The sequence below is a fragment of the Desulfotignum balticum DSM 7044 genome (genome assembly GCF_000421285.1).
GTDB classification, from domain to species: Bacteria; Desulfobacterota; Desulfobacteria; order Desulfobacterales; family Desulfobacteraceae; genus Desulfotignum; species Desulfotignum balticum.
Map to the genome: position 1 here is coordinate 646915 of NZ_ATWO01000001.1, position 20946 is coordinate 667860.

Annotated in this window: 15 protein-coding genes and 1 pseudogene; 8 read left to right on the forward strand and 8 right to left on the reverse strand. The window is 53.8% G+C overall.

What is annotated here, in order from left to right:
* Positions 1-2: 2 nt before the first annotated feature.
* Positions 3-1514 (reverse strand): cache domain-containing protein, encoded by a 1512-nt coding sequence (locus K365_RS0103490; RefSeq protein WP_024333533.1) that lies wholly within the window; start codon positions 1512-1514, stop codon positions 3-5.
* A gap of 208 nt (positions 1515-1722) precedes the next feature.
* Here K365_RS0103490 and K365_RS0103495 point away from each other — a divergent pair, with 208 nt between their 5' ends.
* Both K365_RS0103495 and K365_RS0103500 read left to right on the forward strand, forming a co-directional pair.
* A complete protein-coding gene (locus K365_RS0103495; protein ID WP_024333534.1) occupies positions 1723-1992 on the forward strand; it encodes a metal-sensitive transcriptional regulator in 270 nt (89 codons plus the stop codon).
* A gap of 63 nt (positions 1993-2055) precedes the next feature.
* A complete protein-coding gene (locus K365_RS0103500; protein WP_024333535.1) occupies positions 2056-4569 on the forward strand; it encodes a heavy metal translocating P-type ATPase in 2514 nt (837 codons plus the stop codon).
* A 73-nt stretch (positions 4570-4642) separates the two neighbouring features.
* On the opposite strand, the gene K365_RS0103505 is transcribed toward K365_RS0103500, so the two are convergent.
* Both K365_RS0103505 and K365_RS0103510 read right to left on the reverse strand, forming a co-directional pair.
* A complete protein-coding gene (locus K365_RS0103505) occupies positions 4643-6637 on the reverse strand; it encodes an oxidoreductase (protein WP_024333536.1) in 1995 nt (664 codons plus the stop codon).
* Positions 6638-6651: 14 nt separating this feature from the next.
* Positions 6652-7140 carry a MarR family winged helix-turn-helix transcriptional regulator gene (locus K365_RS0103510; protein ID WP_024333537.1) on the reverse strand — a complete coding sequence of 163 codons (489 nt, stop codon included), beginning with the start codon at positions 7138-7140 and terminating at the stop codon, positions 6652-6654.
* A 201-nt stretch (positions 7141-7341) separates the two neighbouring features.
* Here K365_RS0103510 and K365_RS0103515 point away from each other — a divergent pair, with 201 nt between their 5' ends.
* From K365_RS0103515 to K365_RS0103545, 6 genes are all read left to right on the forward strand, one after another.
* Positions 7342-9786 (forward strand): molybdopterin-dependent oxidoreductase, encoded by a 2445-nt coding sequence (locus tag K365_RS0103515; protein WP_024333538.1) that lies wholly within the window; start codon positions 7342-7344, stop codon positions 9784-9786.
* On the forward strand, positions 9783-10124 hold the full coding sequence (locus K365_RS0103520) for a 4Fe-4S dicluster domain-containing protein (RefSeq protein WP_024333539.1): 342 nt from the start codon (positions 9783-9785) through the stop codon (positions 10122-10124). The genes K365_RS0103515 and K365_RS0103520 overlap by 4 nt, the downstream gene beginning before the upstream one ends.
* A 216-nt stretch (positions 10125-10340) precedes the next feature.
* Positions 10341-11825, forward strand: a complete 1485-nt coding sequence (locus K365_RS0103530) for a class I adenylate-forming enzyme family protein (protein ID WP_024333541.1) — start codon at positions 10341-10343, stop codon at positions 11823-11825.
* A 4-nt stretch (positions 11826-11829) separates the two neighbouring features.
* Positions 11830-13638 (forward strand): acyl-CoA dehydrogenase, encoded by a 1809-nt coding sequence (locus K365_RS0103535; protein WP_024333542.1) that lies wholly within the window; start codon positions 11830-11832, stop codon positions 13636-13638.
* A 39-nt stretch (positions 13639-13677) separates the two neighbouring features.
* The gene (locus K365_RS0103540) at positions 13678-15696 is read left to right on the forward strand and encodes a 3-hydroxyacyl-CoA dehydrogenase/enoyl-CoA hydratase family protein (protein WP_024333543.1); all 2019 of its coding nucleotides are present in this window, start codon (positions 13678-13680) and stop codon (positions 15694-15696) included.
* A 128-nt stretch (positions 15697-15824) separates the two neighbouring features.
* Positions 15825-17015 (forward strand): thiolase family protein, encoded by a 1191-nt coding sequence (locus K365_RS0103545; protein ID WP_024333544.1) that lies wholly within the window; start codon positions 15825-15827, stop codon positions 17013-17015.
* Positions 17016-17197: 182 nt separating this feature from the next.
* On the opposite strand, the gene K365_RS0103550 is transcribed toward K365_RS0103545, so the two are convergent.
* From K365_RS0103550 to glmS, 5 genes and pseudogenes are all read right to left on the reverse strand, one after another.
* Positions 17198-17710, reverse strand: a complete 513-nt coding sequence (locus tag K365_RS0103550; protein WP_024333545.1) for a cob(I)yrinic acid a,c-diamide adenosyltransferase — start codon at positions 17708-17710, stop codon at positions 17198-17200.
* 148 nt (positions 17711-17858) lie between these two features.
* Entirely contained in the window at positions 17859-18656 is a 798-nt protein-coding gene (locus tag K365_RS0103555; RefSeq protein WP_024333546.1) for a DUF169 domain-containing protein, read from the reverse strand.
* A gap of 28 nt (positions 18657-18684) precedes the next feature.
* A complete protein-coding gene (locus K365_RS0103560; protein ID WP_024333547.1) occupies positions 18685-20094 on the reverse strand; it encodes a flavocytochrome c in 1410 nt (469 codons plus the stop codon).
* A 54-nt stretch (positions 20095-20148) separates the two neighbouring features.
* Positions 20149-20481 (reverse strand): annotated as a pseudogene (locus tag K365_RS0103565) (C4-dicarboxylate ABC transporter substrate-binding protein); the annotation flags it as partial.
* A 29-nt stretch (positions 20482-20510) separates the two neighbouring features.
* On the reverse strand, positions 20511-20936 hold the full coding sequence (gene glmS / locus K365_RS0103570) for a methylaspartate mutase subunit S (protein WP_024333549.1): 426 nt from the start codon (positions 20934-20936) through the stop codon (positions 20511-20513).
* Positions 20937-20946: the final 10 nt, after the last annotated feature.

Below are 20946 nucleotides of genomic sequence, written 5' to 3' on the forward strand. Positions count from 1 at the left end.
ATTTATTTTTTCGCGCAGGGCAAGACGATCCTGGCGGTAAATCCCCGGCCGGGCTCGGAAGCCAGTTCCAGCACCCCCTGCATGTCGGACACGATTTTTTCGGAAATAAACAGGCCTAAGCCCGTGCCGCCGTCATCCCTGCGGGTGGTGTAAAACGGATCCATGATTTTTTCCAGCATGTTTCCAGGCACCCCGGGACCCGTGTCAGTGACCTCGATGGTGACGATATTTTTATGCTGATTGGCCGATGTCATGACCGTGATGGCCTGGTTCTTGTTTTCCAGGGCCTGGCCGGCATTTGTCAACAGGTTGATCACCACCTGCAGCAGTTTCTGAAAATCCCCGGATACTTTTGGCAGGTGTGTGCCGTAATGTGCCGACACATGGGGGGAGATTTTTTTCAGGGTGTTGTGGGTCAGGGCCAGGGCTTTTTCCACCACCTGGTTGACATCGATTGCCGGGTCGGGAAACGGGGTGCGGGTGTCTGCGGGCCGGGAAAAATCCTTGAGATCGGAAATCAGGGTTTTGATGCGGGTGGATGCTTCCAGGATAGCGGCCAGCATCCGCTGGATCCGGGTGCGCAGGTCCGGGTAAGCCATGTTGCAGACCCGGACGTCCGGATGCCTGGCAAAATGGTCGTCTAAAACCGGCAGAAAAGACTCAAACGCTTTTTTCAGGTTCGGCGCGTTGAGCATCAACATGGTGGCCGGATTGTTCACCTCATGGGCCACTCCGGCCACCAGAATACCTAAAGAGGCCATCTTGTCCGCCTGGACCAGCTGTTTTTCCTGCAATTCGGACCGGGCCATGGCCGCCAGCCTCGCTTTTCTGGATGCTGCCGCCGCCCACACAATATAGCCGGACAGCACCAGTACCACGCCCACGATGCCGGCACAGGCCAGGGTGATTTTCCTCGTGACGGCGGAAATTTCCGCTTTGACATCCGCCACATAGATGCCCGTGCCGACAATCCATCCCCAGGGCTCAAACGCCATGACATGGGAAATCTTGGGCACGATGTGGGTGGGGTCTTCCTTCCACTGCCACAGGTAATCCACAAATCCGGATCCCGAAGTTTGTGTGATCGCCACCATATCCGCAAACAAAGGATTGCCGGCCGGATCCGTGAATGAGGCCACATTTTGGCCCTCAAGGTCCGGGCGGTAGGGATGCATGATCATGGTCGGAGTCGTGTCATTGATCCAGAAATAATCCTTGTGATCATCCCCGAACCGCAGCTGTGCCAGCAATGCCACAGCTGCCTGCTGCGCCTGGGAGGCGGACAGATTTCCCGACGTTTCCCGGCTGTGATAATAATCAAGCACGGACCAGGCGGTTTCCGTCAGGTGCCGGGTGGTTTCTCTTTTTCCGTCCATCATGAACGATTCCATTTGGGGGAGGATGAACAGAAAAATGGTCAGGATAAACAAAATAAGAGTCAGGGCCACCGGAATGACGATCCGGACCGGCAACGCCTGGAGAGAATGGGGTCGGGTATAATGATCGGTTGCCATGGCATATCCTTGTGTCTGACAGTTATGGATTGATTCATGAATGAAAACCGCGGTTGTGTCAAGGAAAGATTGCCGCCTCTGCCGGCCCCTGGCGGCTACATTTGGCAACCCCAATGGATGATCACAGCCTTGGACAGTGCCCGGATCTTGACAAATACCCTACCAGGGTATAGTATTAGATCATACAGAATCACATAAAGGAGCTGCCATGCATCCTGAGTACAATGAACAGCTGCCCGGTCTCAACCGCATCGAGGGACAGATCAAGGGCATCAAAAAAATGATTGAAAACCGCCGCTACTGTGTGGATATTCTGACCCAGCTCAAGGCGGTCAAGGCGGCGTTGCACAAGGTGGAACAGAACGTGTTGAAAACCCATATGCAGCATTGCCTCATGCATGCGGTGACCTCGGAGGATCAGGCAGATATTCAGGAAAAGATTGATGAACTGATGAAACTTTTGAGCAAACGGATATGACCCGGCTGCACGCAGCATTGAGCCAAAAGGGTTGCGGCACCCGTAGAAAGGAGTGAAATCGTCATGGGTATGGAAACCAGACAGTTTAAAATAGACGGCATGACTTGTGCGGCCTGTGTCAGGCGGGTGGAAAATGCCATCAAGGATGTGTCCGGTGTCTCGTCGGCCTCCGTCAACCTGGCAACGGAAAAAGCCCAGGTGGCATATGAACCGGGCCAGACAAAAGAGGCGGCGATCATCCATGCCGTGGCAGCGGCCGGATACGGCCTGGCCCCTGTGGATGAAAACAGCGACCCGGACCTGGATGCGGCAAAAAAAGAAAAAGAACGCAAACAGGAGTATCTTCGCCTGATTATTTCCATCGGATTTGCCATTCCTTTGGTGTTTGTGGCCATGGCTGAAATGGTGGGGATTTCCCTTCCGGCATTCATCAACCCCGGGCAAAGTCCCGGCACCTTTGCCCTGGTCCAGCTGATGCTGACCCTGCCCATTGTTCTGGCCGGGTTCCATTTTTACACCCGGGGATTTCCCGCCCTGTTCAAGGGCCATCCCAACATGGATTCTCTGATCGCCATCGGAACAACAGCCGCCATCACCTACAGTGCCGTCAACACGGTGCTGATTTTTACCGGCCGGACCGAATATGTGATGAACCTGTATTATGAAACGGCCGGCGTGATCATTGCCCTGATCAAAGTGGGCAAATACATGGAGACCGTGAGCAAGGGGCGGACATCCGGTGCCATCAAGGAACTCATGGGGCTGGCCCCTAAAACCGCCATTGTCGTTCGGGACGGCAAAGAAGCGGTGATTCCCATCGAAGATGTGGCGGTCGGGGATGAACTGATTGTCAGGCCCGGGGAAAAAATCGCCGTGGATGGTACTGTTATCGACGGACACACTTCCGTGGATGAATCCATGCTCACTGGAGAGAGTATCCCTGTGGAAAAAAATCAAGGGGATACAGTGACCGGTGCCAGCATCAATGAGAACGGCACCATCCGGTACCGGGCCGACAAAGTGGGCAAAGACACGGCCCTGGCCCGGATCATTCAGCTGGTGGAAGAGGCCCAGGGCAGCAAAGCCCCCATCGCCCGGATGGCGGATGTGATTTCCAGCTATTTTGTACCCGTGGTCATCGGCATTGCCCTGGTATCGGCCGGGGCCTGGCTTATCGGCGGGGCCGGGGTGACATTTTCTTTGAAAATATTCATCGCCGTTCTGGTGATCGCCTGCCCCTGTGCTCTGGGGCTGGCCACGCCCACGGCCATCATGGTGGGAACCGGCCGGGGCGCATCCTTAGGGGTTCTGATCAAAGGGGGACAGCCCCTTGAGACGGCCGGCCGCATCCACACCATTGTGCTGGACAAGACCGGCACCATCACGGAGGGCAAACCCAGGGTCACCGACATAAAGGCCCTCAACGGATTTGAAGAATCCGACATTCTCCAGCTGGCAGCTTCGGCTGAAAAAGGGTCGGAACATTCCCTGGGCGCAGCCGTGGTGGCGGAAAGTGAAAAACTAAAACTGGCTTTTCTGCCGGCAACAGGATTTTCCGCCGTTCCCGGCAGGGGCATCACCGTGACCGTGGACCAAAAAGACCTGATGTTCGGCAATCTGGCATTTATGAAGGAAAACCAGGTGATGGACGCGGATCTGCCGGAAGCCGATGTTTTGTCCGGCCAGGGAAAAACCGTCATGTATCTGACCATGGACCAAAAGCTGGCCGGTATCATTGCCGTGGCCGATGTGGTCAAGCCGGATTCGGCAGCAGCCATTGCCCGGCTCCAGAAAATGGGCCTGAAAACCGTGATGCTGACTGGAGACAATGAGTTGACCGCCCAGGCCATTGCCAGACAGGTGAATATTGATCAGGTGGTGTCCCAGGTCATGCCGGGCGATAAGGCCGACCAGGTAAAACAGCTCCAGGCGGATGGCACCCGGGTGGCCATGGTGGGGGACGGGATCAATGACGCCCCGGCCCTGGCCCAGGCAGATCTGGGCTTTGCCATCGGTTCGGGCACGGATGTGGCCATGGAATCCGCCGGCATTGTGTTGATGCAGAACAGCCTGGCCGGCGTGGTCACGGCCATTGACCTGAGCCGGGCCACCTTGAGAAATATCAAACAGAACCTGTTCTGGGCGTTTTTCTACAATTGTGCCGGCATTCCCCTGGCGGCCGGACTGTTCCACCTGTTCGGCGGTCCTACATTGAATCCCATGTTTGCCGCCGGTGCCATGGCGTTGAGTTCCGTGTCCGTGGTGACCAATGCCCTGCGATTGAAAAATTTCAAACCCACCCTGGAACCCGGCGTTCCAGCGCAATCGATTGAACCTGCAACAAAGGAGACACCCATGAAAACCCTTATTAAAATTGACGGTATGAGCTGCATGCACTGCGCCAAAAGTGTCACGGACCGTTTGAACGCCCTTGAAGGCATCACATCCACGAAGGTCAATCTGGAGCAGAAACAGGCCGTGGTGGAATCCAAACAACCCGTGGACAAGGACCTGGTGACCCGGACCATCACGGATGCCGGCTACACCGTGACCGGTTTTGAGGCACCGCCGGAATAAAAATTTGTAAAGAAAAGATGGATGGGGTTTGTTTGACTGAAACAAATTAATTGCCCGGTCTCATTTTTTGCGGTTAGATGCCATTGGCCACTTCAAACGCGTCCCAGATGGCATACATGATATTGGCCACCCGCCGGGCATCCCCCAGAACATAGGTGTTGGGCATCTGAAACCGGATCTCTTCATAAAGGGACCGGTCCGGGGCATACCCGACTGCCAGAACCACGCTGTCACAGTGGATGATGACCTCATTGTCAGACGTTGTGCAGACGGCGTTGCCGCCTCTGAACGACTGAATCCGGGTTCCGGTGTGAACCTTTATCCCATTATAAGGAATCAGGGCCTCAAGCATATCACTGTTGGCGTGGCACAGGGGGCCATTGACTGCCAGCAGTTTTTCCATCTGTTCGACAATAGTGACCTGTTTGCCCTGCTGTGCCAGCCACAGGGCCAGTTCACATCCGATCAGGCCGCCGCCGGCCACCAAAACCCTTGAACCGGGATTTTTTTTGCCGAGAAGGATCTCTTCAGCAGTATGGACCTGGTCATCATCTCCCAGGGAAAGGATTCTGGGATAAGAACCGGTGGCAATAATAACCGCATCATAGGAACCGGACAGGATATGGGCCGCATCAACCCGGGTATTCAACCTGACGTCCACTTCCAGGGTTTCCAGCTGATTTGCATACCAGTTGACCAGGGCGATGTCATCTTCCTTGAAATCCGGGACACCGCCGGGAATCAGGTTGCCGCCGAGCCGGTCCGATTTTTCAAAGAGAACCGGTAAGTGTCCTCTTGTGGCAAGAACGCGAGCCGCTTCACACCCGGCCACACCACCGCCGACAATCATCACCTTTTTTGGTCTGAGAATGGGGTTGTAAGCGGCGGTTCGCTCACGGCAGGTCTGCGGGTTGACCGCACAATTGAGAGCCGAGTAGGTCTGCACCCTTCCCATGCAGCCTTCATGGCAGGAAATGCAGGGGCGGATGGATTGGATATCGTTGCCCATCACTTTGTTCACATAGTCCGGATCCGCCAGCAATGGCCGGCCCAACCCGACAATGTCACAGACCCCTTTTTCAACGGCTTCAACGGCGGTAACCGGGTTGTCCATCCGACCGGCACAGATGACGGGAACATCCACGGACTCCTTCATTAATCTGGCATAGGGCATGAACAATCCTTTTTTCTGGTACATGGGCGGGTGGCTCCACCACCAGGAATCATAGGAGCCCACATCCACATCCAGGCAGTCATACCCATATGCCACCAGCAGCTTTGCCGCTTCAATCCCTTCTTTAATATCCCGTCCTTTTTCTTCAAACGTTTCCCCGGGGAGTGCCCCTGATTTATAGTCCTTGATAAAGCTTTTGGGGCTGTACCGGAGGGTTACCGGAAAATCCTCTCCACAGGTTTGTTTTATTTTTTTTACAATCTGTCTGGCAAACCGCAGCCGGTTTTCAAGAGAACCGCCATATTCATCCGTCCTGTGATTGAAAAATGAGATGGCAAACTGATCAATGAGATATCCTTCATGCACGGCATGGATCTGAACCCCGTCAAATCCTGCGCGCCTGGCATTGAAAGCCCCCTGTCCAAACATGTTCACGATGTGGCGGATTTCATCTATTTTAAGGGGCCGACAGGTCTTGTCCATCCAGCGATGGGGGATGGCGGACGGCGCCACGGGCGGGTATTCCCCCATGTTGGTGGGGACCGTGACCCGGCCGAATCCGCCGGACATCTGCAAAAAAATCTTTGCATCATACGCATGGATTCGCTCGGTCATTTCTTTGGCGGTGCGGATAAAATGAACAGGGTTGTGCGTGGCGCAGGGCACATGGGGCATGGCATGTTTTTCAATCTCATTGTCCACAAACGTGACCCCGGTGATCAAAAGGCCGGTGCCGCCTTTTGCCCTTGCCGTATAATAATCGATCCCCTTCTGGTTAAACGCACCTTCTGTGTCGGAAAGCCCTAAAGGTCCCATGGGGGCCATGGCAAAGCGGTTTTTGATCTGCAACCGGCCGATTCGGACCGGCTCAAACAAACTGGCATATTGAATCATGCGGGATCTCCTGTTCAGGTTGTCTGAGGTTTATCAGGCAGCGGGTTCATCTCGGATGTGGCCGTGATGATCTTTTTGATCTGTTCCAGCAGTTTGGTTTTATCCGCGCTGTTAAAATCCTTGAGTATGGCAGAAATGGCAGAATCTTTTTCCTTTTTTATCTGCCTGAGGGTGACCCGGCCTTTTTCAGTGATGGTCAGCAGGGTCACCCGTTCATCACCCGGGTCCGGCTGCCGGGTAATGAATCCTTTTTGTTCCAGGCGTTTGGCCAGGCCCGTCATATTTGCATTGGGCACCAGCATGATTTTTCCCACGACACTGATTTTGTTCTGTCCTTTATAAGAGGATTCAAGGACCCGCAGAATATTGTACTGGGGAAAGGACAGGCCAAAGGGCTTGAACACAGCGGAATGCGTTCTTTTAAAATTTTCCGCTGCCCGGACAATTGCCATCAGTACTTTTTCATCCAGGGTCAGGTCGTTGCGGTAATTGGGTGGGGCCACAATAATCATGCTCCATTTTTTGGGTTATAAGAGATAATTTTATCCGGTATTTTAAAAATTTCAATTGGTTGTATATAATACAGACTAAATAGTCAACTTATTGATAATTTATTCATTGACTATCAACTGTTTGCCTGTTATGGATTTATTCATGAATGAAAACCGTGGCCGTGTCAAGGAAAGATTAAGGAGGAAAACGCAATGAAATCATCTGAAACCCAAATTTTTAAAACCACCACCTGGTCGCCCGGACCGGGGTGCCATGGGGGGTGCGGTGTGCTGGCCCATGTAAAGAACGGCAAACTGGTGAAGATCGAAGGGGACCCGGACCACCCCATGAACCAGGGCCGTTTGTGCGCAAGAGCCCTGGCCATGACCCAGTACATCGATCACCCGGACCGGCTGAGATCCCCCATGCGGCGGACCGGCAAAAGAGGGGAGGGCAAATGGGAGGCCATCACCTGGGAAGAAGCGTTTGACCTGATTGAAGAAAAAATGAACACCATCCGGGAGGAGTACGGCCCGGAAAGCATGGTGTTCAACGTGGGAACCGGCAGAGATATCTACGCCTGGATCTGCATGCTCGCCTATGCCTACGGCAGTCCCAACGTGATGTTCGGCCTCACGGGTCAGGCCTGCTATGGTCCGAGACTGGCGGCCGCCATCACGGTCCAGGGGGATTTTGCCGTGTTTGATGCGGCCCAGTGGTTTGAGGACCGGTATGACCATCCCGGATACAAAGTGCCGGAAACCATGATCATCTGGGGATACAACATCCATGCCACCTGCCCGGATAACCTGTTCGGCCACTGGATCATCGATTTGATGAAAAAAGGCACCAAGATCATCTGCATCGACCCCCGCCTGTCCTGGTTCGGATCCCGGGCCAAGCATCATCTGCGGCTGCGGCCGGGAACCGACTCGGCCCTGGTCATGGGATTTTTACACGTGGTGATCAACCAGGGCCTGTATGATGAAGCGTTTGTGAAAAAATGGTCCAATGCCGTGCACCTGATCCGCAAGGACACGGGAAAGCTGGTCAGGGAATCGGATCTTTTTTCCGGCGGATCAGAAAAGAATTTTGCAGTATGGGATACCAAAGACAACAAACCCGTGATCTGGGATACCACGCTGGTGGGATTCAAAGATACCCCGGATGCGGACCCGGCCGTGTCCGGAGAATGGGAAATCAAGACGGCAGACGGGGGTACCGTGGCCTGTCACACGGTCTGGGATGCGTTTTGCGCCCGGGCCAATGAATATCCTCTGGACAAAGTGGAAAATATCACAGGCGTGCCGAAAAAAGATATTCATGATGCCGCCGTGCTCTATGCCAAAAGCAAGCCCGGCGCCATCCACTGGGGCGTGGCCGTGGACATGACCCCGGCGTTGACGCCGCTGGTCACGGGCATTTCTGCTTTGTGGGCCATCACCGGCAACCTGGATGTTCCCGGCGGCAACGTGTTTGCCAGATTTGCCTTTGATGTGGTGCCCTATGCTTTGCCCGGCACCAAAGGGGCCATCCGCCTGAAAACTGAAGAACAGGACAAGCCCCGCATCGGAGCGAACCGGTACATGCCGTTGAACAAGTTTTACTGGCGGTGCCAGACCGACATGACCCTGGACCAGATTTTCACGGAAGATCCGTATCCCATCAAAGGGATGTGGATCCAGACCGCGGGCATCATGCAGGGCCTTGGCATGGATCCCAAAAAATGGCGGGCCGCCCTGGAAAAGCTGGATTTCATCGTGGCCGTGGATCTGTTCCATACCCCCACCACCCAGTATGCGGATGTGGTGCTGCCGGCAGGCACTTTTCTGGAAAAAGACAGTTTCAGAAGCTGGTGGGTGCCGCTGCAGACCATCAACAAGGTGGTGGAGGTGGAAGGGTGCCGGCCGGATGTGGCCATCAATTTCGAGCTGGCCAGGCGGTTTGACCCGGAGTTTAAGTTTGACACCATCCATGAACTGTATGACGATATCCTCAAGCCTGCGGGCATGACATTTAAAGAACTCCAGGCAAAAGGATGGGCTTATCCCCCGGAAGGCAGTGCCTCCTGCCCCTACTTGCGCCATGAAAAAGGGCTGCTGCGGCAGGATGGCAGGCCCGGATTCCGGACCCAGACCGGGCTGTTCGAACTGTACGCCACCCTCAGGGAAGAATGGGACCTGGAGCCCATGCCCCAGCATGAGGAACCGCCTTTTACCCCGGTATCCCGGCCGGACCTGGCCAAAGAATATCCATTGATCCTGTCCACTGGCCGGCGGTCTCCGGCATTTTTTCACACGGAACACCGCCAGATTCCCTGGCTTCGGGAGATCGATCCGGATCCTGTGGTGGAGATTCACCCGGCCACGGCCGCTAAAAATCATATCAGCCACGGCGAATGGATGTGGATTGAAAACTGGATGGGCCGGGCCCGTTACAAGGCCAAGGTCACGCCCGTGGTGCCCGAATGGATGATCATGGCCCCCCACGGCTGGTGGTTCCCGGAAAAAAAGGCGGCTGAGCCGGATCTTTACGGCATGTGGGACGCCAATATCAACCAGCTCATCCCCATGGGTCACCAGGGCAAGGACGGCCAGGGCGCCCCCATCAAGCACTCCATGTGCCGGATCTACAAATGTGAAGGAGGCAGATCATGAGCCCAAAACCGCAATTCGGTCTTCTCATCGACTATGAATACTGCACGGGGTGCCACACCTGCCAGGTGGCCTGTGCCCAGGAAAACAACTGGCCCGCCGGCATGGGCGGCATCCGGGTCCAGGAGATCGTCCAGACCCTTCCCAATGACAAACATTATCTGACCTATCTGCCGTTTCCCACGGAATTGTGCATCCTGTGCCGGCCCCGCACGAAAAAAGGGCTGGACCCTGCCTGTGTGAAGCATTGCATGGCCGGGTGCATGACTTTTGGCCCCATTGATGAACTGGCCGAAAAAATAAAGGAAAAACCGCGTATGGTGCTGTGGGTTCCCAGATGACCTCCTGGCAGCAGCACCTGGCCCCCTTGGGAGTGTTCCATAAAAGCACCTTCCCAAGGGGGCTTTTTTTATGGCTGAAGTCCGTACACGCGAGGTGTTTTTTTATGACGGATTTTCAAAATACTTTGTTGACAACCCGGGATGGTCGTGATATCGAATTACCATATGATATAAAAATCTAACGCTTGTTAGAAAATTGAAAAGGGGGCAGGACCCATGAACATCTCAAAGAACCTGGAAAATGCAGCGCGTCAATTTCCGGACAACATGGCCCTGATGGCGGACAGCAGATCTTTGACATACCGGCAGTTCAATACGGCAGCCAACCGCATTGCCAAAGCGCTGCAAAAAAAAGGGGTCAGGCCCGGGGACCATATCGGCCTGTGTGCTCCCAATTCTCCGGCCTGGCTGTGTTTTTATTTCGGGGTGCTCAAAATCGGGGCCGTGGCCGTTACCCTGCCCCATGCCATGACCGGAGCCGAGCTGGAACCCGTGCTGGCAGACTGTGAACCGGACATTATTTTTACTGACAAGGCCAAAAAAGAGGTGCTGTCGGCGCTTTCCTGTCCCGGAAAAATGATTCTTGAAACCGATATCATGTTTGAACCCGTGCCGGCCGTTCCCGGCAAAGAAGAAGTCGTCAGCCTGGACCGGCATCCGGATGATGTCGCCGCCATCCTTTACACGGGCGGCACCACAGGCGTGCCCAAAGGGGTGATGCTCACCCACAAGAACATCATGACCTCGGCCTTTAATGTATCTCATAACGAGCGCTCCTGCGAAACCGACCGGGCGTTGTGTTTTCTGCCCCTCAATCACGTGTTTGCCCAGATGCATATCATGAACGCCACCGTGTTCAGTGCCGGGGGCCTGGTGATCCAGCCTGCATTCAACATGGATGCACTTTTGGCCGCCGTTGAAAAATTCAGCGTCACCAAACTGTATGCCGTGCCCACAGTCTACATCCGGCTGCTCTCTCTGCCTGATATCAAAGAAAAACTGGGCACGGTGCGGTATTGTTTTTCCGCCGCCGCCAGCATGGCCAAAGAGGTGGTGCGGGAATGGAAGGCAAAGACCGGCCTGGACATCAATGAAGCATACGGCATGACGGAAAGCGCCTCCATGGTGTCGTTCAACCACTATCACCACCATGTGATCGGTTCCGTGGGCACCCCGGCCCCCAATGTGGAGATCCAGATCCGGGACGAAACCGGCCGGGTCCTGAAACCCAACCAGGAAGGCGAAATCTGCATTGCCGGCCCCAATATCATGAAAGGATATCTCAACCGGCCAGAGGACACGGAAACCGCGTTCTGGGGCCGGTGGTTCCGATCCGGGGATATCGGGTACCTGGATGAGGACAACTACCTGTTCATTGTGGACCGGATCAAGGAGCTGATCATCACGGGTGGAGAAAACGTGTCTCCCCGAGAAATTGAGGAACTGCTGTACACCCGCCACGAAATCGAGGAATGCGCCGTGATCGGACTGCCGGACAAGGAATATGGGGAACGGGTCACGGCGTATGTTGTTTTCCGGCCCGGCCGGGCACTGGACCCCGCTGATCTCAAGGCATATCTCAAAACCCGGCTGTCTTCGTTCAAAGTACCCAAAGAGTTTATCAGCGTCACAGAACTGCCCAAATCCAGCACGGGCAAACTGCTGAAAAGAGAACTCAAACGCCAGGTTTTGGAAGGATAATCCCATGGCCCAGATCATCGCAGACCGGCGGGATGTGGATTTTGTGCTCCATGAGCAGTTTGATGTCTCCCGCCTGAGCACCCATAAAACATATGCCGAGTTCAACAAAAAAGTGATGGACATGATCGTGTCCGAGGCCCGGACCCTGGCGGTCAAAGAGCTGCTTCCTGTCATGAAGACCGGTGACACCGAGGGGTGCCGGTATGAAACCGGCCGGGTCAAAATGCCTGACGCGTTCAAGCGGGCCTGGTATCTTCTGGAAAAAGGCGGGTGGTTTGCCCCGTGCCAGAATCCTGCGTGGGGCGGGCAGGGCATGCCCCACAGCCTCAATGTCATGGCACAGAACTATCTGTTCGGCGCCAACATGGCCCTGATGATGGTGGCGGGCCTTAACCACGGGGCCGGTGAGATCCTGGAGCGGTTCGGAAATGACACCCAGAAGCGTCTGTATCTTGAAAAACTCTACACCGGTCAATGGGGCGGTACCATGGCATTGACCGAACCGGAATCAGGGTCCAACCTGGGAGACCTCCAGACCCGGGCTGTAAAGAATCAGGACGGGACCTACAGTCTGACCGGCACCAAGATTTTCATCAGCGGCGGGGACCAGGACATCACCGCTAACATCATCCACCTGGTGCTGGCCCGATGTGAAAACGCCCCGCCCGGCTCAAAGGGGATCTCATTGTTCGTGGTGCCCAAAATCCATGTGAACGACGACGGCAGCCTGGGCGCGCCCAATGACATCGCGTGCACCGGCATTGAGGAAAAAATGGGCCTGCACGGCAGCCCCACCTGCACCCTGGCCCTGGGCAGCAGCGGCCTCTGCACGGGCACGCTCGTGGGAGAAGAAAACAAAGGCCTTGCCATGATGTTTGTGATGATGAACATGGCACGGCTCATGGTGGGGGCCCAGGGCCTGGCCTGCGCTTCATCCGCCTATCTGCACGCCCTGGAATATGCAAAAACAAGGATCCAGGGGCCGTTGCCGGCAGGTGGTGACAAAACATCCGTGGCCATCATCAACCACCCGGATGTCCGGCGCATGCTGCTGACCATGAAATCATACACCGAAGGCATGCGCAGCCTGTTGTGCTACATCGGGCTTTTAGAAGACGAAAAACAGATCTGTGACAATGATACGGAAAAGCAGGGATATCAAGATCTTATCGATATCCTGATCCCGGTGGGTAAAGGATATGTGACAGACCGGGCCGTGGATGTGTGCAACCTGGCCATCCAGGTGTTCGGCGGATATGGGTACACCTGTGAATATCCGGTGGAACAGATATTCCGGGATGTCCGGATCACCACCATCTATGAAGGCACCAACGGGATCCAGGCCATGGACCTGGCCGCCAGAAAACTGGGCATGAAAAACAAACGCCTGTTTGATGCGCTGCTGGCACAGATCCGCACCACCATTGCCCGGGCCCGAAAGATCCCGGACCTGGCAGATCTGGCCGAAACCCTGGATCAGGCGGTCGTAACCCTTTCAGACACGGCAGACACCCTTCTGGCCGCTTTACAAGACGACCGGGCCTTGACCGGGTTTGCCTTTGCCGGCACGTTTCTGGAGGTAACCGGAGACCTGGTCATGGCGTGGATGCTCTTGTGGCGGGCTGCCGCAGCCAAAGAAAAAACAGCAGCAGGTGCCAGTGCCAAAAATACGGATTTTTATGACGGCCAGATGTACAGCGCCCGGTTCTTTATGGCATGCCAGGTGCCGGTGACTTTGGGGAAAATGGCATCCATCCGCGCCATGTGCCCGGCCGCCGTCCAGATCCGCAACACATCATTCAGTGGAAAATAAGATAACAGATCATAACCATCATAGTTTCAGGAGGAAAAGATGTCTCAGATTTCTAAAATAGGGGTTATCGGTGCCGGGCACATGGGCAGCGGCATTGCCCAGAAGATCGCCCAGGAGGGCATGCAGGTCGTGCTGGTGGATATAAAACAGACCGCGGTGGACAACGGCATTGCCGGGATCCGGGGCCTGCTGGAAGGCGGGGTAAAGCGGGGCTTATTCACCCCGGAAAAAGTGGAAAAGATCCTGTCCCGCATCACCGGCACCACGGACATGGCGGATGTGGCAGATGCGGATATCGTCATCGAGGCCGTGTTTGAGGACAAGGCCGTCAAAACAACCCTGTTCAAGAACCTGGATGCCGTGTGCAAAGATGCCACCATTTTTGCCACCAACACCTCCAGTTTTTTTGTGCATGAATTCGCCAATCAGACCCGCCGGCCGGACCGGTTCATCGGGCTTCACTATTTTTTTCATCCCGCCAAAAACAAGCTGCTGGAGATCATTCCCCATGATACCACCAGTCAGCAGACCCTGGATGCGGCCAAAACGTTTGCCGCGCTCCACGGCAAAGTGGCCATCCAGGTGAAAGATTCCCCCGGATTTGCCGTGAACCGGTTTTTTGTACCCTCCTCCAATGAAGCGGCACGGATGCTGGGAGAGGGCATGGGCAATGTGGCCACCATCGAAGAAGCCAGCAAGCGGGCCTTTGGCATGGGCATGGGATCTTTTGAAATTTTGAACATCACGGGTATCCCCCTGGCCGTGCACGCCTCCCAGAGCCTGGGAAGCGAGCTGGGACTTTTTTACGGCACCCCGGACCGGCTGACAGAGCAGATGGAGAAAAACGAAGACTGGGATTTGACCGACGGACCGGTGGAAGAGGACAGGATCGATGCCATTGTGGACCGGTTCTACAGCGTGTGCTTAGGGGCGGCCGCCTCTCTGGTGGATGAAGGCGTGGCCACCATGGAAGATGTCAACCTGGGCGCCAAAATAGGGCTGAGATGGCGCCAGGGCCCGTTTGAGATCATGAACCGCATCGGCATCGATAAAACCTGCCGGGTGGTGGAAGACGCCGTCAAAAGATACCCTGGTTTCAAGATGCCCCAGATCCTTGTGGACCAGAAAAAAAAGGGGCAGCCCTTTGATTTCAAGCTGGTGGACCTGGAGAAAAGATCCGATATCGCCTGGATCACCATCCGCAGGCCTGATGCCATGAACGCCCTGAACGAGGCCGTGTTCCAGCAGCTGGCCCAGGCCTTTGACACAGCTGAAAATGACTCGGATGTGGAAGCCATCGTGTTCCAGGGGGCAGGCAAAACCTTTGTGGCCGGCGCAGACATCCAGTTTTTCGTGGACCGCATCAAAGCCGGCCGTATCGACCACATTGAAACCTTTACCAAAAAAGGCCATGACCTGCTCTGGAAAATTGAAAACAGCACCAAAAAAACCATTGTCCTGCTGGACGGCCTGTCTCTGGGCGGGGGCAGTGAAATGGCCCTGGCCTGCCAATATATCGTGGCCACGCCGGCCGGGTCCATGGGCCTGCCGGAAACCGGCATCGGCATTGTTCCGGGCCTGGGAGGGATGCTGCGCATGGCCCGGCGGGTGGGACCGGCCCTGGCCCGGTATTTTGTGTTCACCGGCCAGACCCTTTCCGCCCAGGATGCATTTGACTTAGGCATTGTCCACTGCATTGTGGATCCCGGTGAGATCGAAACCGCCATCCGGAAGATCACCGACATGACGGACAATACAGACAAATATGCACCCAAAAAGATCCCGGACCGGTTTGCGCCCCTGGCAGACCTGTTTGCCGACACACAACTGGACGGGTGGGACCATGCACCGGCACGGGTGAAAAAGATGCTGGACCGCAAATCCCCCAAAGCCCTGGCCATGGCCAACAAGATCATGACCGCCCAGGAGGGATTGTCCATGGATGCGGCCGTGGCCTGTGAACTGGACTGCCTCAAAGATCTGTTCTCCACAGCCGATGCCTTTGAAGGCCTGTCCGCAGCCGCATCTCACAGAAAACCTACGTTCACAGGAAAATAACCCATTTTTATACCAATCATGCCCTGAATAACCACAACAAATGATGAAAGTACAAACAGTCACCTATCGACTTAAAACTTAACACTTAACACTTAAAACTTTCATATAAAATTAAGGAACCCCACCCCATGTATACCAAGTCATATATCCCCTACAAAGGCTATTATTCCACCCCTTTCTGCAAATGGCAGGGCAGCCTGGCCAATGAAAACGCCATCACCCTGGGAGCGGCAATGTCCAGACAGTTTTTTGAACAAAAAGATCTGGATGCAAATGATCTGGACTACTGCATCTTCGGCAACACCATCGGCCAGCACCGCCAGTTTTATGCCTCCCCCTGGTCGGCGGCACTACTGGGGGCACAAGCCCTTCCCGCCATTGCCATCAGCCAGGCCTGCACCACCGGTGCCACCTGCATCAACCAGGCCGCCATGGGCATTGAGACCGGGCTGTTTGAACTGCCTTATGTGCTCACCGTGGACCGCACCTCCAACGGTCCCCACACCATCTGGCCCAATCCCAAAGGCCCCGGCGGAGAGGTGATTTCGGAAAACTGGAACATGGACAATTTCAATGCCGATCCCAACACGGGCAAAAAAATGGTGGAAACCGCTGAAAACGTGGCAAAGGAAAACGGATTCACCAAAGAGGTGTGCGACGATCTTGTGGTGCGGCGGTATGAGCAGTACCAGGCAGGTCAGGCCGACAACCGGGCGTTTCAGCGCCGGTACATGCAGCCCGTGGAGATCGCCATCTCCAAAAAGAAGACCATTATGGTGGAAGAAGATGAAGGCATCATCCCCTCCACAAAAGAGGGCCTGGCCCGCCTTAAACCCACCATCCCGGGCGGAGTTTTAAGTTTCGGGGCCCAGACCCATCCGGCGGACGGCAATGCCGGGGTGATCGTCACCACAAAAGAAAAGGCCCGGCAGCTCAGCGCCGATGACAAGGTGACCATCCAGGTGATCGCCTACGGCTTTTCCAGAGAGCGCAGAGGATTCATGCCTGCAGCCCCGGTACCCGCTACCCGCATGGCCCTGAAAAACGCAGGCCTCGCCATCAAAGACATCCGGGTCATCAAGACCCACAACCCTTTTATCGTCAATGACCTGTATTTCGCCAAACAGATGGAGATCGACCCGTTCGGATTCAATAATTTCGGATCGTCCCTGATTTTCGGCCATCCCCAGGGCCCCACGGCCACCCGCCTGATCATCGAAGGCATCGAGGAAACCGTCATGGCCGGGGGCGGGTATTTCCTGTGGACCGGGTGTGCCGCCGGCGATTGCGGGGCCGCCCTGATTTTGAAGATATCCTGATCCAATAAATTCCACATCCACAAAGACAGCAGGGCCGCCTGATTCCCATGGGCGGCCCTGCTTTGTTTCAGACCCTTTGAAGGTCAGGGCTCTTTCTGCCTAATCCGTGAATAAATGGAACAGGGCAAACCCTGAAGCGGTACCGCTGACCATATTGAAAGTGGGGTTACCATTTTAACATCTTATTTTTCTAACCCAATACGCGCAGAAACCCCTTGGTAGTAATAATGTTTAACTTCTTTCATCTCAGTAACTAGATCGGCTTTTTGGATTAAAATTTCTGTTGCACCTCTTCCGGTAATTATTAACTCAATGTTTTCAGGTTTCAAGTCAATGAGAGATAGAAGTTTTTTTTCGTCTAATACTCCACACATAACTGCCACATTAGCCTCATCCGCAATTACAACATCATGTTCATTCTTCTCGAAAACTTCACAAAGTTTTTTAAATCCAGCCATAGCATCGGCCATATCTTTTTCTGAAGGTTTGCCTCTTAAAAAAATTCCAGATCCATACTGCACGACTGTGACGTTGTTAAATTTCGACAAGGCATTTATTTCTGAATAATCTCCTTTTTTCAGGAATTGAACGATAAAAACTTTTAGTCCTGCTCCTGCTGCTCTGAGGGCTAAACCCAAGGAAGCTGTGGTTTTTCCTTTACCATCACCAGTATATACTTGAACATATCCTTTCATTGAGAACCCTTTTTTGAATTAATATTGTATATAGCGGCGGCATCCGTGCCGCAGTTAGAAGATCTTCATACTCTTTTGTCATGACATACCGAACGAGAGCGACCGTCAGATCATTAATATCGGCCTTCAATTTTTCGTGAAACTACATTTAATCAGTTGGGACAACCATCCCCAGTAATCGCGACATATCAACATACTTGTCCCGCATCTGAACTTCCTCCTTTATAAAATGGTGCATTGGAATCCCCCAGCCGTTCTGCTCGAGTACTTCGATGCCGGCGATAAAGTCCGGCAGCATTTTCGGCACAAAGCTGAAAAAAATTTCATCATCCTGGGCCATCCCAACTTGCCGGTCGCCCCGGCACGGAATGGCGATATGGCAGCTCTGTTTCTGCAAGGGTGGAACAATGGCATAAACACAGCCAGCATGTCCGCTAAGCTGGCATGTGATATCGCCGCCATCCATCCAGTTTTTCACGATCATCATCTGGCTGGCCATCATCCCGTTGATATGCATGATGACAACGTCTGGCATAAAGGTCGCCTTGTGAATGGGCGCCATGAGAAGGCCTGTTTGCCTTTCTTGCTCCAGATACGGCATGTTGTGACACCAGTTCTCCGCAGCCTCTATATCCCGGACACTGTCGGGATAGCGGTGGTAACCGGATAGGAACTTGGGAATGCGGTCGGCAAAGCCCAGTCCGATCACGGGTTCAAAGCACCAATGATCCGAAAGAAACATACCGATGGTGACTCCGCCTCGCTGCACCAGGGAAAAAGCCTGGCACAGATTCAATCGTTTGCCGATGTCTCGAGACGGAATGACCGTATCTTTGGGCAGTTCATTTTCTTCTTTGATCAGCTTGAAGGCGATCGGATGCACACGCATGCGAAGCCAGGTTTCGATCTCTTTTCCCATTTGATTGATGTCTGAAATAGAAAGCATGGGGTTCTCCTTAACTATTGTTCAAAGGTTATGAGGTTGCTTGAGCAGCATTGATTCCGGCAATTCGCCCGAAAACAATGCAATCAGGAATAGCATTGCCGCCAAGGCGGTTGGCGCCATGGATACCGCCACAGACTTCACCGGCTGCATACAATTTTGGAATGGGCTTGCCACAGATATCGATGACCTGGGCCTGAGTATCGATGCGCAGTCCGCCCATGCAATGATGGATGGCTGGCCATTGGGCAAAAGCATAATACGGCCCTTGGTCAAGCGGAACCATGGCCGGTGTAATGGGTTTCTTAAAGTCTGTGTCGGCCCCGCTTTTGATGAAATCATTATGTTTGTCAACCGTTTCTTTGAGGGCCATTGCCGGCATCCCTCCCAGCTTTTCGGCAAGCCCTGCGATGGACTCCGCCTCAAAGAGCCGTCCTCTTTCCACACTGGTGCGAATGGCGGCACCGGTAGCTGTCAATTTATGGAAAATCTCCCGGTTAAGGATCGAATAGCTCGGTTTGCCGCCGGAGTTGATTTGGGCACTTGAAACCACATCTCGCCGGTCCAGTTCATTGACAAAACGTTTGCCCAGGGTGTTGACGTAAAACAAGCCATAGCCCGTGCCCGAATAGGCATGCAGAGCAAAGGAATCAATACCGCTGTTTTTGGGATTGGCGCAGGGGTAGAGCTGAATAAAGTCAAGGCGCAGGACATCGGCCCATACTGCCCTGGCGTACTGGATGATTTCACCTGTCGCACCCCGGATGTTGGTACATCCGTATTCCGGCACCAGAGAAGGATTGGCGGCCATGCGCATGTTTACGTCACCACTAAATCCGCCTGAGGCAAGCACGAGGGCCTTTTTCACTTTGATATTCCATGGAGTTCCATCAGTGGTAATTTGTACTCCCAACACAGGGCCTTCTCTTTTTGTGCGCCATATGCCTGAGACCGGTGTGTTTGTACGCAGCTTGGCTCCTCTGGCTAAGGCCAGTTTTTTCAACGGATCCGTTAATCCACGTCCCGAACCTTTGGGCAAATGGGTTCTCGCGGCTGAATGACCACCGATGCGGGGCAGAGTCTCCTGAAACTCGGCGCCGGCGTCGATTAACCAGTTCAGCCCTTCCGGGGCGCCATAAACCATTTTTTCCACCAATTCAGGCAAACCGCAAAAGTCACCGCCCTTAAGAGTGTCTTCCAGATGCAATTGAAAGGAGTCTTCTCCCAATCCGAGATGTTGCCGCAGGTGCAAATTGCTGTCAGAGGCGCAATAGCCGCCGCCGGAGATGATGGAATTGCCTCCGTAGCGACTCAGCTTTTCAAGGATGACGGTCTGTGCCCCAAGCCCGGCAGCTTCGGCCGCGGCGGATAATCCCGCAAATCCGGACCCCACAACGACAACCTCAATTTCTTCGTCCCATTTATCAGGTGTGGAATGCATGTTCGCCTCAAAGTTTTGATTTAATAAAGTCTACAACGGACTTTCCATCAATCCCGTTTGGCCTAAAGGAAGATCAATTGCAGCCGCGACAGGAAAACGGCCTCTTGAATACGCAATTACTGTCATACCTATATCGGCTATTCCCTGGACGACTCCGTCATATGTTTGCGGTGCCTTGGTAAGCGTGCCAGCAGGAAAATAGTTAATACTTATTTCTCCGTTTGTCCTTTTTTCGACTTCCTTACACCAGCTTTCTGCCAGTTTACTTTGAATATGGGTTGGAGGAAAAAAATTTGAATAATTTAATTGAATTTTAGCAGTGGCGTTAAAAACCCAAGCGATACTCAAAAATCCGATACAAATTGTCAAAATCATGAAACGTTTCATTTTCATTGTCTCCCCCAAATGGTTAAAAATTATTCTGATAAACCAAGGTCACTACTAAGAATTTGGATAACATCCTCTGCCATAACCGTATTCGGAAATACTCTGTTAAAGCCGATATCTTCAAAGCGTTTTTCAATTTCTGGCCAATTTTTTTCCAGTTCAAGAGGTGCTGCCACAGTGCCCCCGGCGTAGAGGATAATGTCACTAAGACCTGCCTCTATACATTTGTCCCTTAATCCTTCACAGTCGATAATGCCCATACCGTACATGGAAGAGACGAGAATCGCTTTCGCATTTGTTTCAACTGCAGCATCAATAAATTCCTGCTGGGGAACCACAGCACCTAAAAAGGTTACACCGAAACCTGCTTCTTGAAATGCCTTTGTAAGTACCCATGCACCGATCATGTGTGCATCGGCACCAATAGTTCCAATTACGATGTTTGTTTTATCCATTCAATCTCTC

Coding starts and splice junctions, on each gene's coding strand:
- K365_RS0103490 (WP_024333533.1), bottom strand. CDS start 1,514: ATGGCAACCGATCATTATACCCGACCCCATTCTCTCCAGGCGTTGCCG.
- K365_RS0103495 (WP_024333534.1), top strand. CDS start 1,723: ATGCATCCTGAGTACAATGAACAGCTGCCCGGTCTCAACCGCATCGAG.
- K365_RS0103500 (WP_024333535.1), top strand. CDS start 2,056: ATGGGTATGGAAACCAGACAGTTTAAAATAGACGGCATGACTTGTGCG.
- K365_RS0103505 (WP_024333536.1), bottom strand. CDS start 6,637: ATGATTCAATATGCCAGTTTGTTTGAGCCGGTCCGAATCGGCCGGTTG.
- K365_RS0103515 (WP_024333538.1), top strand. CDS start 7,342: ATGAAATCATCTGAAACCCAAATTTTTAAAACCACCACCTGGTCGCCC.
- K365_RS0103520 (WP_024333539.1), top strand. CDS start 9,783: ATGAGCCCAAAACCGCAATTCGGTCTTCTCATCGACTATGAATACTGC.
- K365_RS0103530 (WP_024333541.1), top strand. CDS start 10,341: ATGAACATCTCAAAGAACCTGGAAAATGCAGCGCGTCAATTTCCGGAC.
- K365_RS0103535 (WP_024333542.1), top strand. CDS start 11,830: ATGGCCCAGATCATCGCAGACCGGCGGGATGTGGATTTTGTGCTCCAT.
- K365_RS0103540 (WP_024333543.1), top strand. CDS start 13,678: ATGTCTCAGATTTCTAAAATAGGGGTTATCGGTGCCGGGCACATGGGC.
- K365_RS0103545 (WP_024333544.1), top strand. CDS start 15,825: ATGTATACCAAGTCATATATCCCCTACAAAGGCTATTATTCCACCCCT.
- K365_RS0103550 (WP_024333545.1), bottom strand. CDS start 17,710: ATGAAAGGATATGTTCAAGTATATACTGGTGATGGTAAAGGAAAAACC.
- K365_RS0103555 (WP_024333546.1), bottom strand. CDS start 18,656: ATGCTTTCTATTTCAGACATCAATCAAATGGGAAAAGAGATCGAAACC.
- K365_RS0103560 (WP_024333547.1), bottom strand. CDS start 20,094: ATGCATTCCACACCTGATAAATGGGACGAAGAAATTGAGGTTGTCGTT.
- glmS (WP_024333549.1), bottom strand. CDS start 20,936: ATGGATAAAACAAACATCGTAATTGGAACTATTGGTGCCGATGCACAC.